At 71.7% G+C, this 21,871-nt stretch carries 16 protein-coding genes; 9 read left to right on the top strand and 7 right to left on the bottom strand.

The features are described 5' to 3' along the window. Positions 1-1,670 (top strand): response regulator (locus WMJ97_RS06640; protein ID WP_347348195.1); only part of this gene is annotated, 1,670 nt, incomplete at its 5' end. A gap of 6 nt (positions 1,671-1,676) precedes the next feature. On the opposite strand, the gene WMJ97_RS06645 is transcribed toward WMJ97_RS06640, so the two are convergent. Further along, positions 1,677-3,821: a RecQ family ATP-dependent DNA helicase gene (locus tag WMJ97_RS06645; RefSeq protein WP_347348219.1), complete on the bottom strand. Its 2,145-nt coding sequence runs from the start codon at positions 3,819-3,821 to the stop codon at positions 1,677-1,679. Between the two features lie 486 nt (positions 3,822-4,307). Here WMJ97_RS06645 and WMJ97_RS06650 point away from each other — a divergent pair, with 486 nt between their 5' ends. Together WMJ97_RS06650 and WMJ97_RS06655 are read left to right on the top strand one after the other, a co-directional pair. Further along, positions 4,308-5,276: a Gfo/Idh/MocA family oxidoreductase gene (locus WMJ97_RS06650; RefSeq protein ID WP_347348196.1), complete on the top strand. Its 969-nt coding sequence runs from the start codon at positions 4,308-4,310 to the stop codon at positions 5,274-5,276. Between the two features lie 49 nt (positions 5,277-5,325). After that, a complete protein-coding gene (locus WMJ97_RS06655; RefSeq protein WP_347348197.1) occupies positions 5,326-8,547 on the top strand; it encodes a DEAD/DEAH box helicase in 3,222 nt (1,073 codons plus the stop codon). A 217-nt stretch (positions 8,548-8,764) separates the two neighbouring features. Here WMJ97_RS06655 and WMJ97_RS06660 read toward each other — a convergent pair whose 3' ends face one another. Then, positions 8,765-9,274: an EXLDI protein gene (locus WMJ97_RS06660; protein WP_347348198.1), complete on the bottom strand. Its 510-nt coding sequence runs from the start codon at positions 9,272-9,274 to the stop codon at positions 8,765-8,767. 157 nt (positions 9,275-9,431) lie between these two features. Here WMJ97_RS06660 and WMJ97_RS06665 point away from each other — a divergent pair, with 157 nt between their 5' ends. The 3 genes from WMJ97_RS06665 (at position 9,432) to WMJ97_RS06675 (ending at position 12,819) form a co-directional block, all read left to right on the top strand. After that, positions 9,432-9,935, top strand: a complete 504-nt coding sequence (locus tag WMJ97_RS06665) for an SRPBCC domain-containing protein (RefSeq protein ID WP_347348199.1) — start codon at positions 9,432-9,434, stop codon at positions 9,933-9,935. Between the two features lie 547 nt (positions 9,936-10,482). After that, positions 10,483-11,238, top strand: coding sequence for a sulfite exporter TauE/SafE family protein (locus tag WMJ97_RS06670; protein ID WP_347348200.1), 756 nt, complete (start codon positions 10,483-10,485; stop codon positions 11,236-11,238). Between the two features lie 273 nt (positions 11,239-11,511). Continuing rightward, entirely contained in the window at positions 11,512-12,819 is a 1,308-nt protein-coding gene (locus WMJ97_RS06675; protein ID WP_347348201.1) for an alpha/beta hydrolase, read from the top strand. Positions 12,820-12,948: 129 nt separating this feature from the next. On the opposite strand, the gene WMJ97_RS06680 is transcribed toward WMJ97_RS06675, so the two are convergent. Continuing rightward, entirely contained in the window at positions 12,949-13,353 is a 405-nt protein-coding gene (locus tag WMJ97_RS06680; protein WP_347348220.1) for a hypothetical protein, read from the bottom strand. After that, positions 13,353-14,675, bottom strand: a complete 1,323-nt coding sequence (locus WMJ97_RS06685) for a Na+/H+ antiporter family protein (protein WP_347348202.1) — start codon at positions 14,673-14,675, stop codon at positions 13,353-13,355. The genes WMJ97_RS06680 and WMJ97_RS06685 overlap by 1 nt, the downstream gene beginning before the upstream one ends. Before the next feature lie 111 nt (positions 14,676-14,786). Between WMJ97_RS06685 and WMJ97_RS06690 the strand changes: the two genes are divergently transcribed. Continuing rightward, positions 14,787-17,855: a DUF3427 domain-containing protein gene (locus WMJ97_RS06690; protein ID WP_347348203.1), complete on the top strand. Its 3,069-nt coding sequence runs from the start codon at positions 14,787-14,789 to the stop codon at positions 17,853-17,855. Positions 17,856-17,889: 34 nt separating this feature from the next. Here the strand turns inward: WMJ97_RS06690 and WMJ97_RS06695 are convergent, their stop codons facing one another. Further along, positions 17,890-18,285 (bottom strand): DoxX family protein, encoded by a 396-nt coding sequence (locus tag WMJ97_RS06695; RefSeq protein WP_347348204.1) that lies wholly within the window; start codon positions 18,283-18,285, stop codon positions 17,890-17,892. 118 nt (positions 18,286-18,403) lie between these two features. Between WMJ97_RS06695 and WMJ97_RS06700 the strand changes: the two genes are divergently transcribed. Further along, positions 18,404-19,045: a MarC family protein gene (locus tag WMJ97_RS06700; RefSeq protein ID WP_347348205.1), complete on the top strand. Its 642-nt coding sequence runs from the start codon at positions 18,404-18,406 to the stop codon at positions 19,043-19,045. A 30-nt stretch (positions 19,046-19,075) separates the two neighbouring features. On the opposite strand, the gene WMJ97_RS06705 is transcribed toward WMJ97_RS06700, so the two are convergent. Beyond that, the gene (locus WMJ97_RS06705; protein ID WP_347348206.1) at positions 19,076-20,347 is read right to left on the bottom strand and encodes a chloride channel protein; all 1,272 of its coding nucleotides are present in this window, start codon (positions 20,345-20,347) and stop codon (positions 19,076-19,078) included. A gap of 124 nt (positions 20,348-20,471) precedes the next feature. Between WMJ97_RS06705 and WMJ97_RS06710 the strand changes: the two genes are divergently transcribed. After that, positions 20,472-20,876, top strand: a complete 405-nt coding sequence (locus WMJ97_RS06710) for an amidohydrolase family protein (protein WP_347348207.1) — start codon at positions 20,472-20,474, stop codon at positions 20,874-20,876. A gap of 9 nt (positions 20,877-20,885) precedes the next feature. Here WMJ97_RS06710 and WMJ97_RS06715 read toward each other — a convergent pair whose 3' ends face one another. Then, positions 20,886-21,638, bottom strand: coding sequence for a hypothetical protein (locus tag WMJ97_RS06715; protein WP_347348208.1), 753 nt, complete (start codon positions 21,636-21,638; stop codon positions 20,886-20,888). Between the last annotated feature and the right edge of the window lie 233 nt (positions 21,639-21,871).

Here is a 21,871-nt window from a genome sequence, read left to right on the forward strand (position 1 = left end):
TGACGCTGCTTGACCTCCACATGCCCGAGATGGACGGGGTGGCGGTGCTGGAGGCGCTGCGGGACCGTCGCGTCCCCCACCGGGCCGTCATGCTCACGGCGTTCGACGATCTCGCCAGCATCACCCGGGCGCTGCGCGCGGGGGCGGTGGGCTACCTGCTGAAGACGTCGACCGCCGAGCAACTGGCCCGGGCCGTCGAGGGTGCCGCCCGGGACGACCTCCCGCTGTCACCGGCCGTGGTGCGGCGGCTGGCCGAGCGACCCGAGCCCCGCGCGGAGGTTGCGGTCGCGCTGACGCCGCGCGAACAGGACGTTCTCGCGCAGCTCGCCACCGGCCTGACGAACCGGCAGATCGCCGCCGCCCTTGTGCATCGAGGAGAGCACGGTGAAGCAGTACCTCGGCACTCTGCAAGGCAAGCTGCAGGTGTCGAACCGGACCGCCCTGGTCGTCGCCGCGGCGCGCCGCGGACTGCTGGACTGGGGGCGTCCCTGGTGAACCCGACGCGCGAACGAGGGTGGCTGTGGGCGACCCGCGTCGTCACCGGCCTGCTGGCGGCCTGGCTGCTGGTCGCCGAGTTCCGGTGGGTGTTGGGCGGAGCCGCCACTGGCGATCCCGTCACCGACGCCTTCGTCGTGGTCGCGATCCTGGCGGCGACCGGTGCGATTGCGGCGTCCGCCTGGTCGGCGGGTGCGTCGGCGGTCAGCCTGCTGGTGTGTCTCGGTGCGAGCCTGCTCGTGCGCGACCTCACGCTGTACGGCCTCGCCGTGCTGCCCGCGCTGGCCGCCACGGTCGCGGCGCTCCGGTGGCGTTGGGCCGTTCCGATCCTGGCGTTGGCGGCGGCCGGACCGGTGGCGCTGGTCGTGTCGCTCGCCCCCGACGGGCCGTGGCAGCGGGTCGTGCCGCTCTTCCTCGTCGGCCTCGGTGGCTGCCTCCTCGGCGCGTGGCTCCGAGCCGTCCGCGGGCGGCAGCGGCGGCACGAGACGGCGCTGGCCCGGCTGGAGTGCGACCTGCAGACCCTGCGTCGTGACGAGCGGGCCGCGCTCTCGCGGCAACTGCACGACCTGATCGGCCACAGCTTGTCGAGCGTGGCGCTGCAGGCGGAGGCGTGGAGCGACTCCGACGACGTCGGCGAGCTGCAGGACGCCATGGCCACCATGCGAACCGACGCGATCGCCGCCGTCGAACAACTCCGCCTCTTGGTGGGGCTGCTGCGCGAGGAGGACCTCCTCGATGCCCCGGCCACCTCCCTCACCCCCGACCTCGGGCCGCCCAGCGCGATCGCGGCGCGCGTGCGGGACGACCTCGAATCGTGGGGCCACCCCACCCGCCTGGACGTCACCGGCGACGTGGACGCCCTGCCCGCCCTGCCGCGGACCTTCGTCAGCCGCTTCCTCATCGAGGCCGCCACCAACATCGGCAAGCACGCCCCCTCCCGGACGCCGTGCTCGATCGTCCTGCAGCGCGGCCGCGACGTGCGCGCCACGGCCGTCAGCGCGCTACCGACTTGGCCGGTAGCCGCGGGTACGGCCCGCCCCTCGCCGCTCGGGGACGCCTCCGGCCGCGGGATTCTCGGCCTGCAGGAGCACGCCCGCCTGCTGGGCGGCTCGGTGAGCGTCGACGGCGACGGGGACTCATGGATGATCGAGGCGGTGCTGCCGGTGCGGGGCTGAGGCTGCTCACCCCACCGACGCCAACGCCAGTGGCAGCACCTCCTTCGCGCCGGCCAGACGCAGGAGGCGTCCGGCGACCGTCATGGTCCAGCGCGAATCGACGAGGTCGTCCACCAGGAGCACCGGGCCGTTCAGCGCGGCCAGCCGCGCCGCCAGGTCGGGCGGCACGGAGAACCGGCCCCACACGTCGCGGACCCGATACGCGCTGTTGGTCGAGCCGCGCAGCGGTTCGGCGCCCGGGGCGAGGTGCAGGGGGCCGAGCAGCTCGAGGCGTCCGGCGGTCGCGATGCCGGACGCCAGCGACTCCACCAGCCGCGGACGCCCCAGGCTGGGCACCCACGCGACCGCCGCCGGACGCTCGGCCCAACCCCAGCCCGCCAGCACCCGGACGACCGCCTTCGCCAGATCGCCCGGCACCTCGGTGTCGACCGGACGCCCCTCCCGGTCGGCCGCGAACACCTCCCGGAGCCGCCCGCCCCACCCCAGGTCGGACAGCCGGGCGATGACGCGCCCCTCGGCGACCTGCTCGTCGGGCCCGATCTTGCCCTTCAGCGGCTTGCCCGCCGCCCGGACGCCCACCGTGTCGAGCCCCGTCGGCCACTGCGCCCGCGGCGCCATCGGGACGCCCACCTTCGCCAGGGACGACTGCGCCTCCTGCACCCCCTCGACCGCGATCTCCGTCGGGTACCACGGCCCGGCGCACACGTCGCAGCGGCCGCACGGGGCGGCGTGCGGATCGTCGAGGGCGGCCGTCAGGTAGGCCATGCGGCAGCCACCGCCCGCCGACTCGGCGGTGAGCTGCTCGTAGTCGAGCATCGAGTTCTGCTCGGCGACGCGCGCCGCGGCGATGCGCTCGTACCGTTCGGCGTCGTAGAGCCACGGCTCACCGGTGGCGACCCAGCCGCCCTGCACGCTCTCGACCGTCCCGTCGACGGCCAGCACCTTCAACAGCAACTCCAGCGGGCTGCGCTTGATGTCGACCCGCGCCTCGAGGGCCGCGATCGACAGCGGCCGGCCGGACTCGGCCAGCGCGGCGAGCACCGCGTCCGCCTTGTTCTGCGTGGGCATGGCGTTGGTGGCGAAGTAGTGCCAGATCGACTGATCCTCCACCCCCGGCAGCAGCAGCACGTCGGCGCTCGGCGTCGCGCGACCCGCGCGGCCCACCTGCTGGTAGTAGGCGACCGGTGAGCTCGGGGCGCCCAGGTGCACGACGAACCTCAAGTCGGGCTTGTCGAAGCCCATGCCGAGGGCCGAGGTCGCGACGAGGGCCTTCACCTCGTTCGCCTTCAGCGCCTCCTCGGCCGCCAGGCGCTCGGCGGCGTCCGTGCGGCCCGTGTACGGCAGGACGCGGTGCCCCGCCTTCGCGAGCAGCGCGGCCGTGTCGTCGGCGTTCGCGACCGTCAGGCAGTAGACGATGCCGCTGCCGGGGAGGTCGTCGAGGTGCTGCGCGAGCCAGGCGAGCCGGCGCGCGGGCAGCCCGACGTCGAGCACGCCGAGCCGCAGCGAGTCGCGCGCCAGCCCCCCGCGCAGCGTGAACACCTCGTGGCCGCCGGCGGCCATCTGCTCCTCGACGTCGGCGACCACGCGCGCGTTGGCCGTCGCGGTCGTCGCCAGCACGGGGACGCCCCCCGGCAGTTCGGCGATCAGGTCGCGGATGCGCCGGTAGTCGGGCCGGAAGTCGTGGCCCCAGTCGCTGATGCAGTGCGCCTCGTCGATCACCAAGAGCCCGCACGAGTCGACGAGCCGGGGGAGCTGTTCGGCCCGGAACCGCGGGTTCACCAGGCGTTCTGGCGACACGAACAGCACGTCGACCTCGTCGGCGTCGAGCCGCCCCTCGATCTCGCGCCACTCGGTCACGTTCGCGGAGTTGATCGCCGCCGCCCGGACGCCCGCCCGCTCGGCCGCCGCCACCTGGTCGCGCATCAGCGCGAGCAGCGGCGACACGATGAGCGCCGGACCCGCCCCCGCCCGCCTCTGCAGCAGGGCCGCGATGAAGTACACCGCCGACTTGCCCCAGCCGGTGCGCTGTACGACCAGCGCCCGCCGATGCTCGGCGACGAGCGCCTCGATCGCCTCGTACTGCCCCGGGTGGAACGCGGCCTCCGGACGCCCCGTCAGGTCGCGCAGGACGCCCAGCGCCTCCTCCCGCAGCCCCTCGGCCGTGCGCTGGGCGGCGGCCGAGCGCCCGGACGCCCGCGGCGCCCTCGCGCTGCCCGGGTCGCGGCCGCCCGACGGGGGACGCCCGCCGGCGGCGTCCTCCGTCGACCGCTGTCGCCCGCCCCCGCGCTCACCCGAGCGCCCGCGAGGGGGGCTTGGCGCGGCGTCCCAGAAGCTCTCGCCCGGCTCGGGCGGAACGTCCTCGGGGTCGGGCGGGGGCTCGTCGAGCCAGAAGGGGCGCTGTTCGTCGGTCACGAGTCCACCCTGTCACGCCGCTCCGACAGTTTTGCGGTGGGCCGTCGGCCGGCAGGGGGTGCTCCTGCCGGCAGCGAGGACGCCCGGGGTGTGCTGTCACACATTCGCCACTCGATCCTCCCCGGACCGGCAATCAGCCCCCCGGACGCATCGAGTGGTGACCCTGTGACAGGCCCTCTCGCCCCCCGCCCGGACAGAGCGCCGCGGGCTCGGTAAGTTGCCCCCATGCTCGGATTCGGGATCATCGGCACCAACTTCATCAGCGATTGGTTCGTGGACGCCTGCCGTCGCGCCGGCTGCGAGCCGGTCGCGGTGTACTCGCGGACGCAGTCCACGGGCGATGACTTCGCCGGACGCCGCGGCATCGCGCACGCGGTCGACTCGTTGGACGCCCTCCTGGCGCTCCCCGGCGTGGACGCCGTCTACGTCGCCAGCCCGAACGGTGCTCACCTCGAGCAGTCGCTGGCCGCGTTCGCCGCGGGCAAGCACGTCCTGTGCGAAAAGACGCTCGGCACGAGCCTCGACGAGGCCACCCGCATCGTCGAAACCGCCCGTGACCAGGGGCTCGTCGTGCAGGAGGCGGTGCGTCCGGTGCACGACCCGGCCTACGACCTCATCCGGGCGAACCTGCCGCGGCTGGGCGCCCTGCGGTCGGCGCGCTTCGAGAAGCTGCAGTACTCGTCGCGCTACGACCGCGTGAAATCGGGCGAGCACCTCAACGCGTTCGACCCGTCGCTCGGCAACTCGTCACTGGCCGACATCGGCGTCTACACGCTGCAGCCCGCGCTCGACCTCTTCGGCGCGCCCGCGCGCTCCGCCGGGGCGAGCGTCTGGCTCCCCAACGGCTTCGAGGCGTCCGGCACGATCCTGCTCGCCTACGACGGGTTCGTCGCCACGTGCGACTACTCGAAGATCACCTCCGGCATCGGGCCGAGCGTGATCGTCGGCGAGGCCGGCACCCTGACGATCGACTCCATCTCGCAGCCCGGCGTCGTCACGTTCCACGAGCGCGGTGGCGACGTCGACGTGCTGCTCGACGAGCCCGATCGCCCGGACTGGTCGAACATGCACCACGAGATCGCCGCCTTCGCCGGGTACGTCGAGCGCGGCGAGTTCCCCGAGCGGTTCGCCGCGGTGAGCCTGGCCGCCCGCGCCCTCATGGACGAACAACTGGCCCGCACGCCGGCGTCCTGAGCGCGGGACGCCGCCGCTTCTCGGAGGCGGCAGGTAGCATCGCCAAGCGATGAGGAATTACCCCGACTGGGTGCTGGCGTTCACCGACGCGGAGTTGGAGCGCCGGTTCGGCGCCGACACCGTGGCGCGAGGGCAGGCGTACGCGCAGCAGTCGCGGGTGGGCCGCGTCCAGGTGACGTCGGGCACCCACGTGCTGGGTGCGGTCCAGGGCAGCGGCCGGTCGTCGTACGAGACGCTGCTGATCTGCCAGCGGGGGCCGGCGTCCCTGGTGACGTCGTGCACGTGCCCGGTGCGCACGAACTGCAAGCACGCCGTCGCCCTCATCGTCCACATGCGCGACGCGAGCCGGCGCGCCGAGACGCCGTCGTGGCAGCGCACGCTCAACCCGCTGATGCGGCGCACCCCGGTCGGCGGCGGCGGTGCCCGGCTCGCCCTCCAGTTCGAGGGGGAGGGGTCGCATCTCAGCCTGCGTCCGCTGAAGCGGGGCAACCGCGAGGTGTGGGTGAAGTCGGGGGCGACGTGGGACGATCTGCGGTTCCGCGGCAACGCCCTCGCCGGCGCGCATCGGGACGCGCTGCTCGCCATCGCCGCGTCGCGCCGCCGCAGCGACTTCCCGTACGGCTACCGGGCCGACGCGCTGCCGATGTCGGAGTTGCGTCCGGACGTCTGGCAGCTGCTGCGCGCCGCCCGCAACGCCGGTGTGGAGTTCGTGGACGCCGATCGTCGCGCCGACGCGCCCCGGCTCCTCGGCGATCCGGTCGTGCCGGGCCTCGATCTGGACGCCGACGAGGCCTCCCCCGGAGAGCCCGGCGGCGTCGTGCTGCGGCCGACGCTGCGGCTCGGCGAACAGGAGCTGCCGGTGCCGGCGGGCGCGCTGATCGGGCGTCCCGCGCACGGCCTCGCCTACCGCGAGGCCCCCGACCCGGCGCTCACGGGGTCGCTCGCCTACGGCGTCCCCCGCGGACGCCTCGTGCTCGCCCCGCTCAGCCGTTCGCTCACCGAGGCCGAGCAGCCGCTCTTCTACGCGGACCAGCGGGTGCGGGTGCCGGCGTCCGACCTGGGGCTGTTCGCCAGCGGCTTCCTGCCGCAGCTGCGCACCCACCTTGACGTGGTCGTCGCGCCCGAGGTCGTCCTGCCCGAGGCGTCCGCGCCCGCGCTGCTGTGCCGGGTCGAGTTCGGCGACAAGACGGCGTCGGTGCACTGGGGGTTCCGCTACCGCGTCGGCGAACAGACGCACGACCTGGGTCTGACGCCCGAGGCGTCCGAGCCGCCGCTGCGCAACCCACCGGCCGAGGAGGCGCTGGCCGAGTCGGTGCCCGAGGGCCCGTGGCGCATGGACGCCCCCGGCGGCGGCGTCGAACTGCGGCCCACCTTTCTGACCGGGCTGCCCCTGATCGAGTTCGTGTCGCGGACGCTGCCGGACCTCCGCGATCGCGACGACGTGGAGGTCGTGCTGAACCGCGAGCCGCCCGACTTCCGCGAGGCCGACGAGGCCCCGACGGTGAACCTGTCGGTCACCGACTCCGATGCGGGCGACTGGTTCAACCTCGGCGTCGAGGTGACCATCGGCGGCGAGAAGGTCCCGTTCGGGCCGCTGTTCACCGCGCTCTCGCTGGGCGACGACCACCTGCTGCTCGACTCGGGCACCTGGTTCTCCCTCGACCACCCCGAGCTGGAACAGCTGCGCGCGCTGATCGAGGAGGCCCGCGTCCTGGTCGACCGGGACGGGGACGGGTTCCGGCTGCGTCCGGAGCACGCGGGCCTCTGGGACGACCTCGTCCGGCTCGGCGTGGTCGCCGAGCAGTCGGCCGCGTGGCAGGAGGCGGTCGGGGGGCTGCTCGACCTCGACGAGCTTCTGGACGCCGCACCGCCGGCCGGCCTGCGCGCCGACCTGCGCCCGTACCAGATGGTCGGCTACCGGTGGCTGTCGTTCCTGTGGCGCAGTCGGCTCGGCGGAATCCTGGCCGACGAGATGGGCCTCGGCAAGACGCTGCAGGCGCTCGCGCTCGTGGCGGCGACGCGGGAGTCGGGGGAGGCGTCCGCCCCGGCGCTCGTCGTCGCGCCGACGTCGGTGCTGGGCACGTGGGCGTCCGAGGCGGCGCGGTTCACGCCGGGTCTGCGCGTGGCGACGATCACCGAGACGCAGAAGCGTCGCGGCGTCCCGCTGGCCGAGGTGGCCGAGGGGGCCGACCTCGTGCTCACCTCGTACACGCTGCTGCGGCTCGAAGCCGAGGACTACCAGGCGCAGGAGTGGTCGGTCGTCCTGCTCGACGAGGCGCAGTTCGTGAAGAACTATGCGTCGAAGGCCTACCACGCGGTGCGTCGGCTGCGGTCGCGGCTGAAGATCGCGCTGACGGGAACGCCGCTGGAGAACAACCTCATGGATCTGTGGTCGCTGCTGTCGATCGCCGCGCCCGGCCTGTTTCCCGACCCGAAGGCGTTCACCGAGGTGTACCGCAAGCCGATCGAGGCGGGCGAGTCGGAGGTGCTGGGGCGGCTGCACACGCGCATCCGGCCGCTCATCCTGCGGCGGACGAAGGCGGCCGTGGCGTCCGAGTTGCCGCCGAAGCAGGAGCAGGTCGTCCCGGTGGAGTTGACGCCCGCCCACCGGCGCATCTACGACCGGCAGCTGGCGCGCGAGCGGCAGAAGGTGCTCGGGCTGGTGGGGGAGCTCGGGCGCAACCGGATCACGATCCTGCGCTCGCTGACCCTGCTGCGGCAGCTCAGCCTCGCGCCGGTGCTGGTCGACCCCGAGCATCCGGCGCACGCGGCCAAGCTCGACGTGCTGGTCGAGCTCATGCGCGGGCTCATCGACGAGGGGCACCGGGCGCTCGTGTTCAGCCAGTTCACCGGATTCCTGGCGCTCGTGAAGAAGCGGTTGGACGCCGAGCACATCGGCTACGAATACCTCGACGGGCGCACCCGCGACCGGGCGGCGCGCATTGACGCGTTCAAGCACGGGGACGCCCCCGCGTTCCTGATCTCGCTGAAGGCCGGCGGGTTCGGGCTGACGCTGACCGAGGCCGACTACGTGTTCATCCTCGACCCGTGGTGGAACCCCGCCGCCGAGACCCAGGCCATCGACCGCACCCACCGCATCGGCCAGGACAAGCCGGTCAACGTCTACCGGCTCGTCTCGACGGACACCATCGAGGAGAAAGTCGTCGCCCTCCAGCAGCGCAAGAGGGACCTCTTCGACCAAGTCGTCGGGGCGGCGTCCGATGTGGCGGCCCCGCTGTCCGCGGAGGATATTCGGGGGCTCTTGTCCTGAGGGGCGTTTCTACCTGACAGAATCCACACTGGGGTGTGGAGGTTGTCACACGCCCCGGGAACTTTTCTCCCTGACGAAGTCCACACCCAGGTGTGGACTTTGTCGCACACGTCCCGGGCGGGCTCGTGTGCGCGTCGATGGCGACCCGCAGCGACGCAGCCGCTGACGTTGATCGCGAAGGACGCCCCGGCCCGCGGGATTGACGTCTACCGGGATCTCAGATGTCCAGGTCTTCCACCGCCGGCCGGGCCTGGGCCTCGGCGATCGCGTCGACGACATCGTCCGGCAGGGCGGTCCGCATCGCGGCGATGTCGGGGAACACCTGAAGGGTGCGATCCTCGTCGTAGAAGTCGTCGTCCCACGTGCGCGGGTCGCTCCAGGTCGCCGTGTTGTCCGGCGCCATGCGGGACCAGTCCGGCTCGTCACGCCGATAGACAGCGAACTGCTCCTTCGCGGTGACGTACACGGAGTACCGCACGACGCGCAGGTCGTGTCGCTGCGTGATGCTGATGAGGGTTCGACCCCGGAAACGCTGGCGACGGGTCAGGCCATTCTCGGTGACGTCCAGCTCGATGATCTGAGTGGCGGGCATGTGTGTTTTCCCTTCCCGGCGAACGTAGAGCTTGATGGCGGCCGTGACCGCCGGCGACAGGCCGCCCGCTATCGATGCCGCCCTCTCGAACAGAGGGAGGTCGGCGTCGGCCACGTAGATGGTCTTGTTGGGCACCTACGTATATTGACTACGTATACGCGCCTTCGTCAAGAGTGGTGCAGGCTCATTGACGCCCTGGACGCCTTCGTTGCTGCCGTCCCTGAGGCGTCGAGAGGACGCCCGCGCGGCGTCCGTCCTCCCGGGAATCCCGGATGCTCGCTACGATCCGGCCATGACATCGCAGCCCACCGGGTACGCAGAGCGGCGCGACGGCGTCCTCGCGATCGTGGTCTCCCGCCAGATCGAGGCGACGATCGACGACGTCTGGGGCTGGATCACCACCCCTGACAAGCTCGAACAGTGGATCGGGACGTGGTCGGGCGACCCCGGGCAGGGCGTTGTGGACTTCCTCATGCTCGCCGAGGGCGCCGAGAAGCCAGAGCCGATGCATATCCGGACGTGCGTCCCCCCGACGACTCTGCACGTGACCGCCGAATCCACGATGGGTCACTGGCTGGTGAACATCGACCTCGAGGAGGCGTCCGCGCGAACGACCCTGTCGCTCACCCACCTCGATGTGCCCGCGGACATGCTCGGCGCGGTCGGCGCCGGGTGGGAGTACTACGTGGATCGCCTGGTCGCCGCCCTGCGTGGCGACGACGTCGCCGCGATTGATTTCGAGGCCGACTACTTTCCGGCGCTGGCCGACCGCTTCTCGATTCCGCCGGAGGGGTGACGCGGCCGCGCCGCGTTCAGCCCGGCTGAGGTCTCCGAGTGGGACGCCGCGGGCGTCGCGAGTGGGACGCCGCGGGCGTCCGGGTTGCTTGTGCCGGGCTGAGGGGGTGCAGGACGCCCTCGGGCCTCCGGTGCAATCCTGACGCGCGGCGTGCGCTCCATGGGGGAGAGGGGCCGGTCGAAATGCCCCCACTCGATTCGGGTTTCCCGTGGAGGCTGAGCGTGCATCGGCGAGGAGACCCACATCGAGTGGTGGCGAATCGACTGCTCGGCGTCGCCGGCCCACCCGGCCGAGTGGCCGGGAGCGCGAGGCGTCCGGTCGGGCTGGTCGAACCTGCCGACGGCGTCCCGGGAGCGCGTGTGACATTCTCCACATCCCAGTGTGGAGAATGCAGCATAGAAACGCACACGGGGCGTGTGACGTTCTCCACATCCCAGTGTGGAGAATGCAGCATAGAAACGCACACGGGGTGGGCGGCAGCACCCTCCCAGAGGCGACGGAACGTGCACGCAATCCGACGCCCCTCCGCGCGCGATAACGTGGCGAGGTGACCGTGACCACGTTCCTCCTGCTCATCCTCGCGGGCGCGGCCGCGGGGTTGGTCGGGTATTTGACGGGGCTGGCGTCCTTGGTGAGCTATCCGGCGCTGCTGCTCGCGGGACTCCCGCCGGTCTCGGCGAACATCACCAACACCCTCGGACTCGTCGGCGCGGGCGCCGGCTCGACGGTCACGGGAGCGCGCATCTTCCTCATGGACGACCTCAAGGTCAACCCCCGCCCCATGCTCACCCAGGTGGTCGTCGCGGCGCTCGGCGGGCTGACGGGAGGCGTCCTGCTGATCACGACCGGGGAGTCGAGCTTCGAGCACATCGTGCCCTGGCTGGTCGCATTCGCGTCCGCGTTACTGCTTCTCAGCCCCCGGATCAAGCGCCTCCAGGGGGGCCACCGCGTCCCGCAGCGGGTCTATCTCGCGCTGCTGTACTGCGTGTGCATCTACGGCGGATACTTCGGGGCGGGCGCCGGCGTGATCTACCTGGCCGTCACCGCGCTGGCGTCGCAGATGACGTTCGAGAAGTCCGTGTTCGTGAAGTCCATGCTGCTGGCCGTCAGCAACCTGGCGGCGGCCCTGTTCTTCATCGCGTTCGGGCCCGTCGACTGGCTCGCCGCCCTCGCGCTCGGCGTCGGCTGCGTCGCGGGCGGGTACGCCGGGCCGCCGATTCAGCGGCTCATCCCCGAGCGCGTTTTGCGCTGGGCGATCGGGATCGCCGGCTTCGGTCTCGCGCTCTGGCTCGCGCGCGGCTGAGCCGCGCGGTCGTCCGCGCGACCGGACGCCTCCCGCCCGGGTGACGCGCGCTCCGTCCCCAGGACGCCGGACACCCGGCGTCCGGACGCCCCGAGAGTCCCCAGGACGCCGACCCCCGACCTTCGGCTGCCCGATCGTCGCCCTGGGGTGCTGGGGACGCCCGCCCTCGCGAGTCAGGATGGAGTGAGCTGGGGCCACCGCGCCGACGACAGCCGGACGGCCGCCCCGCGACACCGGACGACGGTGCGCCCTCGTGCGCACGGAGGAGGAACGATGCGGCACGTCCTCATGATGGCGGCCAAGTTCGTGGGATTGGTGTGCGTGGCGCTGTTCGGCTTCTTGATCCTGCTGATCGCGACGAACGGGCTCGGCGGTGGCTGGCCCGCCGCCATGGCGACGGTCGCGGCGTCCGCGCTGGTGTGGTGGGCGTTCACGCTTCGTCCACCGGTGCGCCTGCCGGGGAAGATCGTGCTCGCCGTGCCTGCCGCCCTCTCGCTGCTCACCGTCTGGCTGTGCGTCCCGGTCGCATCGCAGCAGCGGCAGTTCCAGGCGCCCTCGTCCGTGGCGGAGCGCCGGTTCTGGAGCCTGCCTACTGGCAGCCGGCTGGCGTACTGGCACGTCGAGCCGAGGCCGGGGGCGCCGGAGCGCGCCGAGCCGATCGTGTTCGTCCACGGGGGACCCGGCGGGTACGCGGGTGAGTACAACCGGCGTTTCCTCGCGCGGCTGGCGTCCGACGGGTACGACGTCTGGGTCTACGACCAGGCCGGCGGCGGCGACAGCGACCTCCTCCCCGAGACCGCCTACTCCCACGAGCGCAACGTCGCCGACTTCAAGGCCGTGCTCGACGAGATCGGCGCGCCGAAGGTGTCCGTGATCAGCCAGTCGTACGGGGCGATGATCCTCGCGTCGGGGCTGGCCGATCCTACGATCCGCGCGCGCATCGCCAAGGCGGTGTTTGTCGAGCCGGGGGCCTACGACTTCTCGGTGCTCGACCGCGTCCCGGAGCAGAACCTCTACGGTGGCGCGAAGCCGTACGGCTCGGTGCCGGCGGCGGATCGGGCGGCGTCCGCGCTGGCGCAACCCCGCGTGTTGCTGGGTCTGCTGCTGCCGCGCGGGAACCAGTTCCTCGGGCAGGACGAGGCCGCCAACGCGTTCGGCGGCGCCGACATGCGCGAGCAGCGCTACCGAAGCTACTGCGCCGCCGACGCCGACCGCGTCGACGTGAACGCCTTGCCCATCGGGCTCAACCTCAAGGCGAACTTCGCGATCAACCAGCAGGGGGCGACCGAGAAGCGGTCCCTCAAGGCCGCGCTGGCCGGGTCGCGCGTGCCCGCGATGGTGATGCTGGGCGAGTGCAGCTACGTCGGACGCGGCTACCAGACGGCCCTCATCGACGACTACCCGGCGATCGACCGCGTCGCCTACGTGACCGGCGTGGGCCACTCGATTTGGAACGGCCTCGACCAGCACGACGCGGTCGCCCTGCGCGCGCTGGAGGAGTTCTTCGCCGGGACGCCCCCGACGATCCGCAACTATCCGACCAAGGCGGACGTCCCGGAGTTTCTGCGCGAACGCAAGTGAGCCCGGGTTCGCTGTGGTTTGCCCACACCTGGTGAGCAAACCACAACGATCCAAGCAGCGTTGGCGGTGAGGGCCCCCGGGCGACGCGCCTGCCCGCGTTCGCCTGCCCGCGTTCTCGGACGCCGCCGCTCAGCTCTCCCGGACGCTCCGCGGCCCGACGATCCGGACGCCCAGCGGCTCCACGCGTGCGATGAGCCCGTGGTCGGCGGTCGCCAGCGTGAGGGAGGCGCCCTCGCCGGCGAGCGCGCGGCACTGGACGACGATCTCGTCGTCCCCGGACGCCGCCGCGTGCACGGTGGTCAGCGTGCCGACATCCTCGCAGGGCAGCACCCCCTCCGGGACGCCGTCGCGCGCCCGCCCCTCGACGACGAGCACGATCCGGTCGTAGGGCAGGGGAGCGGACAGCAGGTGGTCGTGGAGCCGCCGGGCCGCGCCGGCCCGGTCGCGCCACCAGCCGTCGGGCACGGAGCCGACGACGTTCGCGGCGTCCACGACGAGCACCCGCGCTCCGGCGTCCCGCTCGGCGGATCCCATCACAGCACCAGCGCCGCGACCCACCCGGCCGCGAGCAGCGGGATGTTGTAGTGCAGGAACGTCGGGATCACCGTGTCGCGAATGTGGTCGTGCTGCCCGTCGGCGTTGAGGCCCGACGTCGGGCCGAGCGTCGAATCGGACGCCGGCGACCCGGCGTCCCCCAGCGCCCCGGCGGTGCCGATGATGGAGACGGTCGCCAGCGGGCTGAAGCCAAGCGACAGGCACAGCGGCACGTAGATCGTGGTGATGATGGGCAGTGTCGAGAACGAGCTGCCGATGCCCATCGTCACCAGCAGGCCGACGAGCAGCATGACGAACGCCCCGATCGGCTTGCTGCCGGCGAACAGGGCGGCGCTGGAGGTGACGAGGGAGTCGACCTGACCGGTGTCCTTCATGACCTGCGCGAAGCCCTGGGCGGCGATCATGATGAAGCCGATCATGGCCATCATCTGGATGCCGCGGTTGAAGACGGCGTCCGACTCGCGCCAGCGGACCACGCGCCCCGCGACGAAGATCGAGAAGCCGACGAGCGCGCCGAGCAGCAGCGAGTCGGCCCAGATCTGGATGACGAGCGCGAGCACGATCGCGGCCAGCGCCACGACGATCTTGTAGGCGGAGACGGGCGTCGCCGCGTCGGAGGCGTCCTCCCCGGCGACCGGCAGGTCCGCGTACTCGCGCGGACGCCGGTAGCTCACGAAGATCGCGATGAGCAGGCCCGCGACCATGCCGAGCGCCGGGATGCCCATCGCGTGCATGATGTTCAGCCCCGCGGTGTCGAGCCCGGCGGTGTTGATGTTCTTCAGGAGGATCTCGTTGAGGAACACGTTGCCGAACCCGTACGGCAGGTACATGTAGGTCGTGACCAGGCCGAACGTCAGGATGCACGCGATGAGGCGGCGGTCGACGCCGAACCGGTTGAACGCGATCAGCAGCGGCGGGATCAGCAGCGGGATGAACGCGATGTGGATCGGGACCAGGTTCTGGCTCATGATCGCCGCGACCAGCACGATGCCGAGCAGGGCCCACTTGAGCCAGCCGCCGCGTCCGCGCTTGTCCTGGGCCCGCGACACCACTGCCCGCGCGAACGCCTGCGGCAGGCCCGAATGGGCGATGGCGACGGCGAATGCGCCCAGCAGCGCGTACGACAGGGCGATGCTCGCCCCGTTCGCGATGCCCGCGGTAAACGACTGCATCGTGGGCTGCAGGCCCATGCCGGCGACGAGCCCGCCGACGAGTGCGCCGATGATCAGTGAGATCACGACGTGCACCCTCGCGAACGAGAGCACGAGCATGATCAAGACGGCCAACACGACGGCGTTCACGGGGGCTCCTTCGGACGCGGGACGATCGCGTCCCCCAACCTAGGGGTGCCGGGCCCCGGTGGACGCGCGGGGCTGTTTTCGGACGCCTCCCGACCCCCGATATGAGAACGTGTGCACGTGTCGGAGGAAGAACGCCTGCCAGAGGGGCTCTACGAGAGCGTCTTGTCGCGGGCGCTGGCCGAGCGACTGCAGCGTCACAACCTGGCGAGCGAGTTCGGAGGCATCGACGACGCCGATCTGCCGGACGTCCTCGTCCGACACCTGATCCCCACGCTGCGGCGCGCGTTCACGGGGCGGCGCGACAGCGGTGACCGACTGCTTCTCGCGGCAGAACTGCTCGAGTTCCTGCAGTCCGAGGACGAGTCGCCGGTCGCCCAGCAGCAGTTGCTGGCGCTCACCCGGCCCGAGGGCCCGGGGCAGCGGTCGTGGGCAGGGCTGCGTCATCGGCCAGTCATCCCGCTCAGCGAGTCGGCGCTGCTCACCAACGCGCAGGGAGACCCGTCGGTCGGTGCGGAGCTGCGGGCCGAGATCGGCACCGCCGACCGCGTCGACCTGCTGATGGCCTTCGTGATGTGGCCCGGATTACGGATCCTCGAGGACCAACTCCGAGGCCTGCGCGAACGCGGGGCGCGGTTCCGGGTGATCACCACGACCTACCTGGGCGGCACCGAGCGGGCGGCCCTCGACCGGCTGGCCCGCGACTGCGGGGCGGAGATCCGCGTCCAGTACGACGCGAGACGCAGTCGTCTGCACGCCAAGGCGTGGCTGTTCGGGAGGTCCACGGGCTTCGATACCGGTTATGTGGGCTCGTCCAACCTGACCCGCGCCGCGTTGCTGGACGGTATCGAGTGGAACGTCCGCCTCTCCCGGGTCGCCGGCCCGGCCCTCCTCGACAAGTTTCAGGGCACGTTCGAGAGCTACTGGAACTCGGACCAGTTCGAGGCGTACTCCCCGGACTCCGACCGCGATCGACTCGACGACGCTCTCGCTCAGGCCCGCGGTGCGCGGGGGCCGCAGGCGTCCACTGTGGTCTCGGGCCTGCAGGTTCGGCCGTTCCCGTACCAGCGGGCGATCCTGGACGCCGTGGCGGCCGAGCGTGCCGTTCACGATCGGCACCGCAACCTGATCGTCGCGGCCACCGGAACCGGAAAGACCGTGATGGCGGCCCTCGATTATGAATCGTTGTGCAGCGACGATCGGCCCTCGCTGCTGTTCGTCGCGCACCGCCGGGAGATTCTCGAACAGTCGCTGCGTACCTACCGCGAGGTTCTGCGGGACGGTGACTTCGGCGAGGCCTACTTCGAAGGGACGCGCCCGGAACGCTGGCGGCACGTCTTCGCCAGCATCCAGTCGCTCAGCTCCCACGGGGTGACCAGCATCCCGGCGGACGCCTTCGACGTGGTCGTCGTCGACGAGTTTCATCACGCCGAGGCGCACTCTTATCGAGCGCTGCTCGACCATCTGCGGCCGCGCGAGTTGCTGGGGCTCACCGCGACCCCGGAGCGCGGGGACGGCGCCGATGTGCGGACCTTCTTCGGCGGACGCACCGCCGCGGAGTTGCGCGTGTGGGACGCCATCGACGCTGGTCTGCTGAGTCCCTTCCACTATTTCGGCATCGCCGACAACACCGACCTGACCCGGGTCCGCTGGCAGCGCGGGCGATACGACGAGGCCGAACTGAGCCGGCTGTACACCGGAAATACCGCGCGCGCTGCGCTGGTGGTCGAACAGGTGCGGGACAAGATCCTCGATCCCCTGAGCATGCGGGCCCTCGGATTCTGCGTCAGCGTCGAGCACGCGCGGTACATGGCGGAGGTCTTTCGTGGTGTCGGGATTCCTGCCGCTGCGGTCAGTGCCACGACGAGCTCGGCCGACCGATCGGCCGCGATCAGCGACCTGCGCGCAGGCCGGCTCGCGGTCTTGTTCGCCGCAGATCTCTTCAACGAGGGGATCGATATACCCGAGGTCGACACGCTTCTCTTCCTCAGACCCACCGAATCGCCGAGCTTGTTCCTCCAGCAATTGGGGCGTGGTCTGCGCCTGACTCGCGACAAGGACGTCCTCACCGTCTTGGACTTCGTCGGCCAGAATCGGGCCGATTTCCGCCTCGACCTCCGCTACCGGGCGCTGACCGGGGCGACCAGAACGGGGGTGCGCCACCAGATCGAGCGCGGCTTCCCGCACCTTCCGTCCGGCTCTCAGATCGTGCTGGACCAGGTCACCCGTGAGGCGGCGCTGAAGAACGCGCAGCGCTTCGTGCGGATGCGCTGGCAGCAACTGGTGAACGAACTGCGAGCCCACCCCACGCAGGATCTGAGCCGATTCCTGGCCGACAGCGGGGCGGACCTGGGGCAGGTTCTCAAGCGCTCCTGGACCCGGCTGCGACTGGACGCGGACGTCCTGCGAGGTTCGCTCGACGATCGGGAGGAGAAGCTTCTCCGCCGCGTCCGGGCGTTCTCCCACGTCGACGATCGCCGGCGAGCGGACGCCTATCGGCGGCTGCTGCTAGGACAGCCGCAGCCCGGGGACGAGGCCTTCTCCGACATGCTGTTCTTCTCGCTCTATCCCGACGGCGGCCGGCATGTCCCCGATCGGGCGGCGGGAATCCGCGTGTTGCCCGAACTGCACTTTCTCCGCGAGGACATCAGCGCCGTCGTGGACCTCAGCTTCGGGCGGTCCAGGAGACCCACCGCCGACGATCCGCTGGGGTTACCCCTCGCGCTGCATGCCAGCTATCAGCGCGAGGAAATCTTGGCTGTTCTGGGGTATGCCAGCCAGGAGCGGCCGCCTGCGGACTTTCGCGAAGGCGTCCTGAAAGTCGAGGTGCGCGGACGAACGATCGACGCGTTCTTCGTCACTTTGAAGAAGTCCGAGGCCGATTATTCGCCGAGCACGCTGTACCGGGACTATCCGATCAGCCCGTCGCTTCTTCACTGGGAATCGCAGTCCACCACGTCGGTCGCGTCGCCGACCGGACGGCGATACCTGAACGGTGAGAGCACCGTCCTGCTCTTCGTCCGGCAGCAGCGAACGTGCGACACCGGGACAGCGCCGTACACCTACCTGGGCCCGGCCGAGTACGTGAGTCACACGGGGGACCGGCCGATCGCCATCACCTGGCGCCTCGCACGCCCGATGCCTGCGGAGTTGTACCTCGACTCCGCGCTCCAGGCAGTGTGAACGAGCGGACGCCGCCCGCGCGGCGGCGTCCGGACTACTTTTTCTTCGAGTCCGCCGCCGCGATCAGCAGCCCGCCGGTGACGGCGAGGTTGGCGAAGAAGTTGTTCCGCTCGGCGAAGGCGCGCTGGGGATCGTCGATCGTCCAGAAGGCGTGCCCGGCGAGGGTCGTCGGCTGGAGCAGCGCGGCCAAGACGGCCGCCGACGTCCGCGGCTTGATGCCGAGGGCGAGGGTCACCCCGCCGGCGATCATCGCGGCGCCGTTCGCCTTCACCAGCGCGGACGACTCGGGCAGGCCGGCGAGCCCGTAGCGCTCCTTCAGCTCGTCGGTCTTGGCGGCGCCGTACGTCGGGTCCTTCAACTGGTTCAGGCCGCTGGTCACGAACAGCGAGCCGAGCAGCAGGCGTCCGAGGGCTTTTGCCGGGTTGACCATGTGTTTCTCCTTCTCGTGGGCAACGCTCCTGAGAATGCAGCGCGCCGTCAGCCTAGTGCCGGATGCCGACGAACTGTCCCGCTGGCAGGTCCGCGGGATGTGCGGTAGGAGTGGTCGCATGAACCCGACGTTGTTCGTCCAGGCATTCGGCGGCCTGTTCGCGATCATGAACCCGTTCGTGGCGCTGCCGATGTTCCTCGCGCTGACCACCGGCTACGACCTCCGCCGCCAGCGGACGACCGCCGTCCGGGTCGCCCTGTTCAGCGTGCTCATGACGGCGGTCATCATCGCGTCCGGCAGCGCCGTGCTCACGTTCTTCGGGGTGAGCGTCAACGACTTCCGGGTCGCGGGCGGCATCGTGCTGCTCATGATCGCGCTCGGGATGCTCAACGGCGGCAGCGCCGCCCACTCCGGCAGCGCCGACGAGCGCAAGCATCAGGAGGCGCAGGCCGGCCAGGGCGACGTCGCGTTCTACCCGCTGACGTTCCCGATGCTGGTCGGGCCGGGCACGATCACGACGATCATCGTCTTCACGGGGCACGTCGACAGCGTGGCGGGCTACGTCGCCGTCTCGGCGGCCGCGCTCGCGACGATCGCCGTGCTCTTCGTCGTGCTGTGGTTCGCGCCCGCGATCGGCCACCACCTGGGCCAGACCCTCCGGACGATCATGACCCGCCTCATGGGCATGATCCTCGCCGGCATCGCCGTCTCCATGGTGGTCGCCGGGCTGGCGGCGCTGCTGCCAGGGTTGGCGCGCTGACTCAGCCGGGCGCCCCGGCCGGGTCGCCGGTCAGCCGCGCTTGATGCCGGGCAGGCCCGGCCGCAGGGACGCCGTCGCGTACGACGCCGCGACCGCGAGCGCCAGGGCCGCGTAGACGTCGTGGGTCTGGTCGGTGAGGCCCGCCATCAACAGCATCCCGGTGGCCGGGCCGCGCAGCGACGTCCCCAGCACGGCGGCCGCCCCGAATAGGGCGAGCGCGGTCACGGGCACGTCGACGCCGGGCAGCACGAGCTCGGCGAGGCGTCCGACGACGATGCCGGCGCACGAGCCGGCGGCGATGGCCGGGGCCAGCGTCCCGCCGACCGCGCCCGCGCGCAGCGTCAGGAAGGTCGCCAGGCACTTGCCGACGAGCGTCAGCGTGGCGGCCGCGAGGCCCAGGCCGAGGAAGCCGGCTTGGGCGGCGCCGCGTCCGTTGCCGAGCACGAGCGGGTCGAACCAGGCGAGCACCGCCACCCCGAGGCCGGCCAGCGGCAGGGTGATCAGCGTCAGGTTGCCGCGCTGCGAGTGGGACTTCACGTGGTCGGCCAGGTCGCCGAACCAGCCGCCGAAGGGGCCCAGCACGGCCCCGGCGACGAGGGCCCAGGCGAGGATCGTCCAGTCGGCGCCGTCGGGCATCGCGGCGGCGTACTGGTTGACGGGCGTGATGTAGATCCGCGAGACGAGCACCGCGATGCTGGACGCCCCCAGACACGTCGCGGCGATCCGCATCGAGATGCGCCCGATCATGAGCTCCATGGCGAAGACGGCCCCGCCGAGGGGCACCTGGTAGACGGCCGCCAGCCCGGCGCCGGCGGCGGCGGCGATGAGGACGCGCCGGTCGTCCTCGTCGAGGCCGGCCCGCTCGGTGAGCCGGCTGCCGGCGAGAGCGCCGAGCTCCCGCGGCGCGACCTCGCGCCCGACCGGGAGGCCCGCGCCGACGCCGACCATCTGCAGGATGGCGTTCGCGATCGTCGGCCACAGCGGCGGCCGCTTGCCCTTCGCCATGCCCTTCACGCCGACCAGGGGCGCCGCCCGGCCGCGGAGCAGCCACCAGGCGACGGCCAGGGCGATGGCGACGGCGGCGACGCCGACGCTGCCGCGCCAGACGGGGACGCCGTCGGTCAGCACCTGTCCGTGCTCTTCGCCCTTGCCGTAGACGAAATCCTCCACGGTGTGCAGCACCCAGGTGAGGCCCGCGGCGCCCAGCCCGGCGAGGACGCCGGCCGCCGCCACGAGCGCGCCGTAGCGCAGCGCGGACGCCGTGCGCGCGGCCCAGCCGGGGTCGTCATGCCGGACGTTCATCAAAGGGTCTCCCGCGACGGACGAAACGATTCACGATTCCGCGCACGATTGTGCCCTGTTCGTCGGTCCCGGGACGCGGTTGCGCCCGGATCCCCCGGCAGGGGTCCGGGCGCGGCGTCCGTCGGTGGGTCAGAGGACCACGAACACGAGATCCCTGCTCGATTGGCCCGCTGACTTGGTGATCGACCACCTGGGGCGTCCGCGGGCGGCCGGGGATCTGGGGCCGCTGGCGGGGGCGGAGCGGACGTGGTTCAAGGTGTCGGGGCCGTACCGGTGGCCCGACGAGGGCGCGGCCCGCATGCTGCTGGACGACGTGATCGAACGCACCGGAGGCGAGCGTCTCCTCTGGGGATCGGACTGGCCGCACACCCAGCACGAGTCGGAGGTCGACTACGACGCCATGGTGTGTTTCGCACAGGAGGGGTTGCCGGACGTCGTGGCCCGGGCGGCCGATGCGAACCTGCAGCGACTGCTGGGCGCGCGGGCGTTCCCAGCGGGAGCGGTGGGGTCGACGGAGACGACGGAGTAGCCCCTGGGTCTAGCTGCCGGATGCCTCGACCAGGTCGGCGAGCGCCCCGATCGCCTCGCAGCCGCAGTGGACAGGCTTGCGGAACGGGATGTGGACGTCTCGGGAGCTTCCGGCGGTGTAGAGGCGGAAGGTGAGCCCGTCGGCGTCGGCGCGGAGGGGGCGAAGGAGGTCGTCCGGCGCGAGGTGGTGTCGCGGGGTGACGATCCGGCGCAGCGGCTCGTCGTCGTGGCGGGCCAGGTGTGCGAGCCAGTCGCTCTCCCAGCCGGCGAGCGGGTCGGGGGCGGTGGCGCGGTAGGCGTCGATGGGGACCTCGCAGACGCGCGGAGCTGCGCCGGGGGCGTCCGAGATCTCAAGGCGCGCCTCCAGCGGGACGTAGGCCACGACGGGCTCGCCCGGTGGGATCTCGAGGTCGTCGTAGAGGTGCTCGCCGAGGGGTTGCTCGAGGAGGGCGAGGCGTCCAGTCATTCGGACGCCGCCGCGCACGCGGTGGGGCTGGGGGACGTGGGCGACGTCGGCGGCCCACAGCGGGAGCGGCGGGGAGGGGTGGCCCCGCAGGACCTGGGCCATCCACGGGCCGGCGACGCTGAGGGCGGGCAGGAGGAGCCCGCCGTCCTGCGTCATGATGTAGCGGCCCAGCAGGCGGCGGCGGTCGGGCGGGCCGATCTCGCAATGGCTGCTCGCGACGAGAATGCTGCGGACGCGGCGGGCGTCCGGGTGGTCGAGGCTGTGGCTGGGCTGGAGGTGGGCTCGACAGGGACTCACGATGGTGAGGTTGCCTAACCTAACTTTGATGGCGAGTGAGGCGAGGGGGTGGAGCGTCCCCTCGGACGCCTCTCGCTGGGGCCACCTCGCAGACGTCGCCCCACCTCGACGACGTTTCCCGACCTTGCGCGTGCCACAGCACGCGCGAGGTGGGTTCCAGTCTGCGAGGTGGGGGAATGGTCTGCGAGGTGAGGATTGGGTCTGTGAGGTGAGGATTGGGTCTGTGAGGTGAG

It is taken from the genome of Nigerium sp. (genome assembly GCF_039811905.1).
In the GTDB taxonomy this organism is placed as follows: domain Bacteria; phylum Actinomycetota; class Actinomycetes; order Propionibacteriales; family Propionibacteriaceae; genus Propioniciclava.

What these genes read in the sequence shown, in the direction of transcription:
- WMJ97_RS06650 (WP_347348196.1), top strand. Translation starts at nt 4,308, where the DNA reads ATGCTCGGATTCGGGATCATCGGCACCAACTTCATCAGCGATTGGTTC.
- WMJ97_RS06655 (WP_347348197.1), top strand. Translation starts at nt 5,326, where the DNA reads ATGAGGAATTACCCCGACTGGGTGCTGGCGTTCACCGACGCGGAGTTG.
- WMJ97_RS06665 (WP_347348199.1), top strand. Translation starts at nt 9,432, where the DNA reads ATGACATCGCAGCCCACCGGGTACGCAGAGCGGCGCGACGGCGTCCTC.
- WMJ97_RS06675 (WP_347348201.1), top strand. Translation starts at nt 11,512, where the DNA reads ATGCGGCACGTCCTCATGATGGCGGCCAAGTTCGTGGGATTGGTGTGC.
- WMJ97_RS06680 (WP_347348220.1), bottom strand. Translation starts at nt 13,353, where the DNA reads ATGGGATCCGCCGAGCGGGACGCCGGAGCGCGGGTGCTCGTCGTGGAC.
- WMJ97_RS06695 (WP_347348204.1), bottom strand. Translation starts at nt 18,285, where the DNA reads ATGGTCAACCCGGCAAAAGCCCTCGGACGCCTGCTGCTCGGCTCGCTG.
- WMJ97_RS06700 (WP_347348205.1), top strand. Translation starts at nt 18,404, where the DNA reads ATGAACCCGACGTTGTTCGTCCAGGCATTCGGCGGCCTGTTCGCGATC.
- WMJ97_RS06705 (WP_347348206.1), bottom strand. Translation starts at nt 20,347, where the DNA reads ATGAACGTCCGGCATGACGACCCCGGCTGGGCCGCGCGCACGGCGTCC.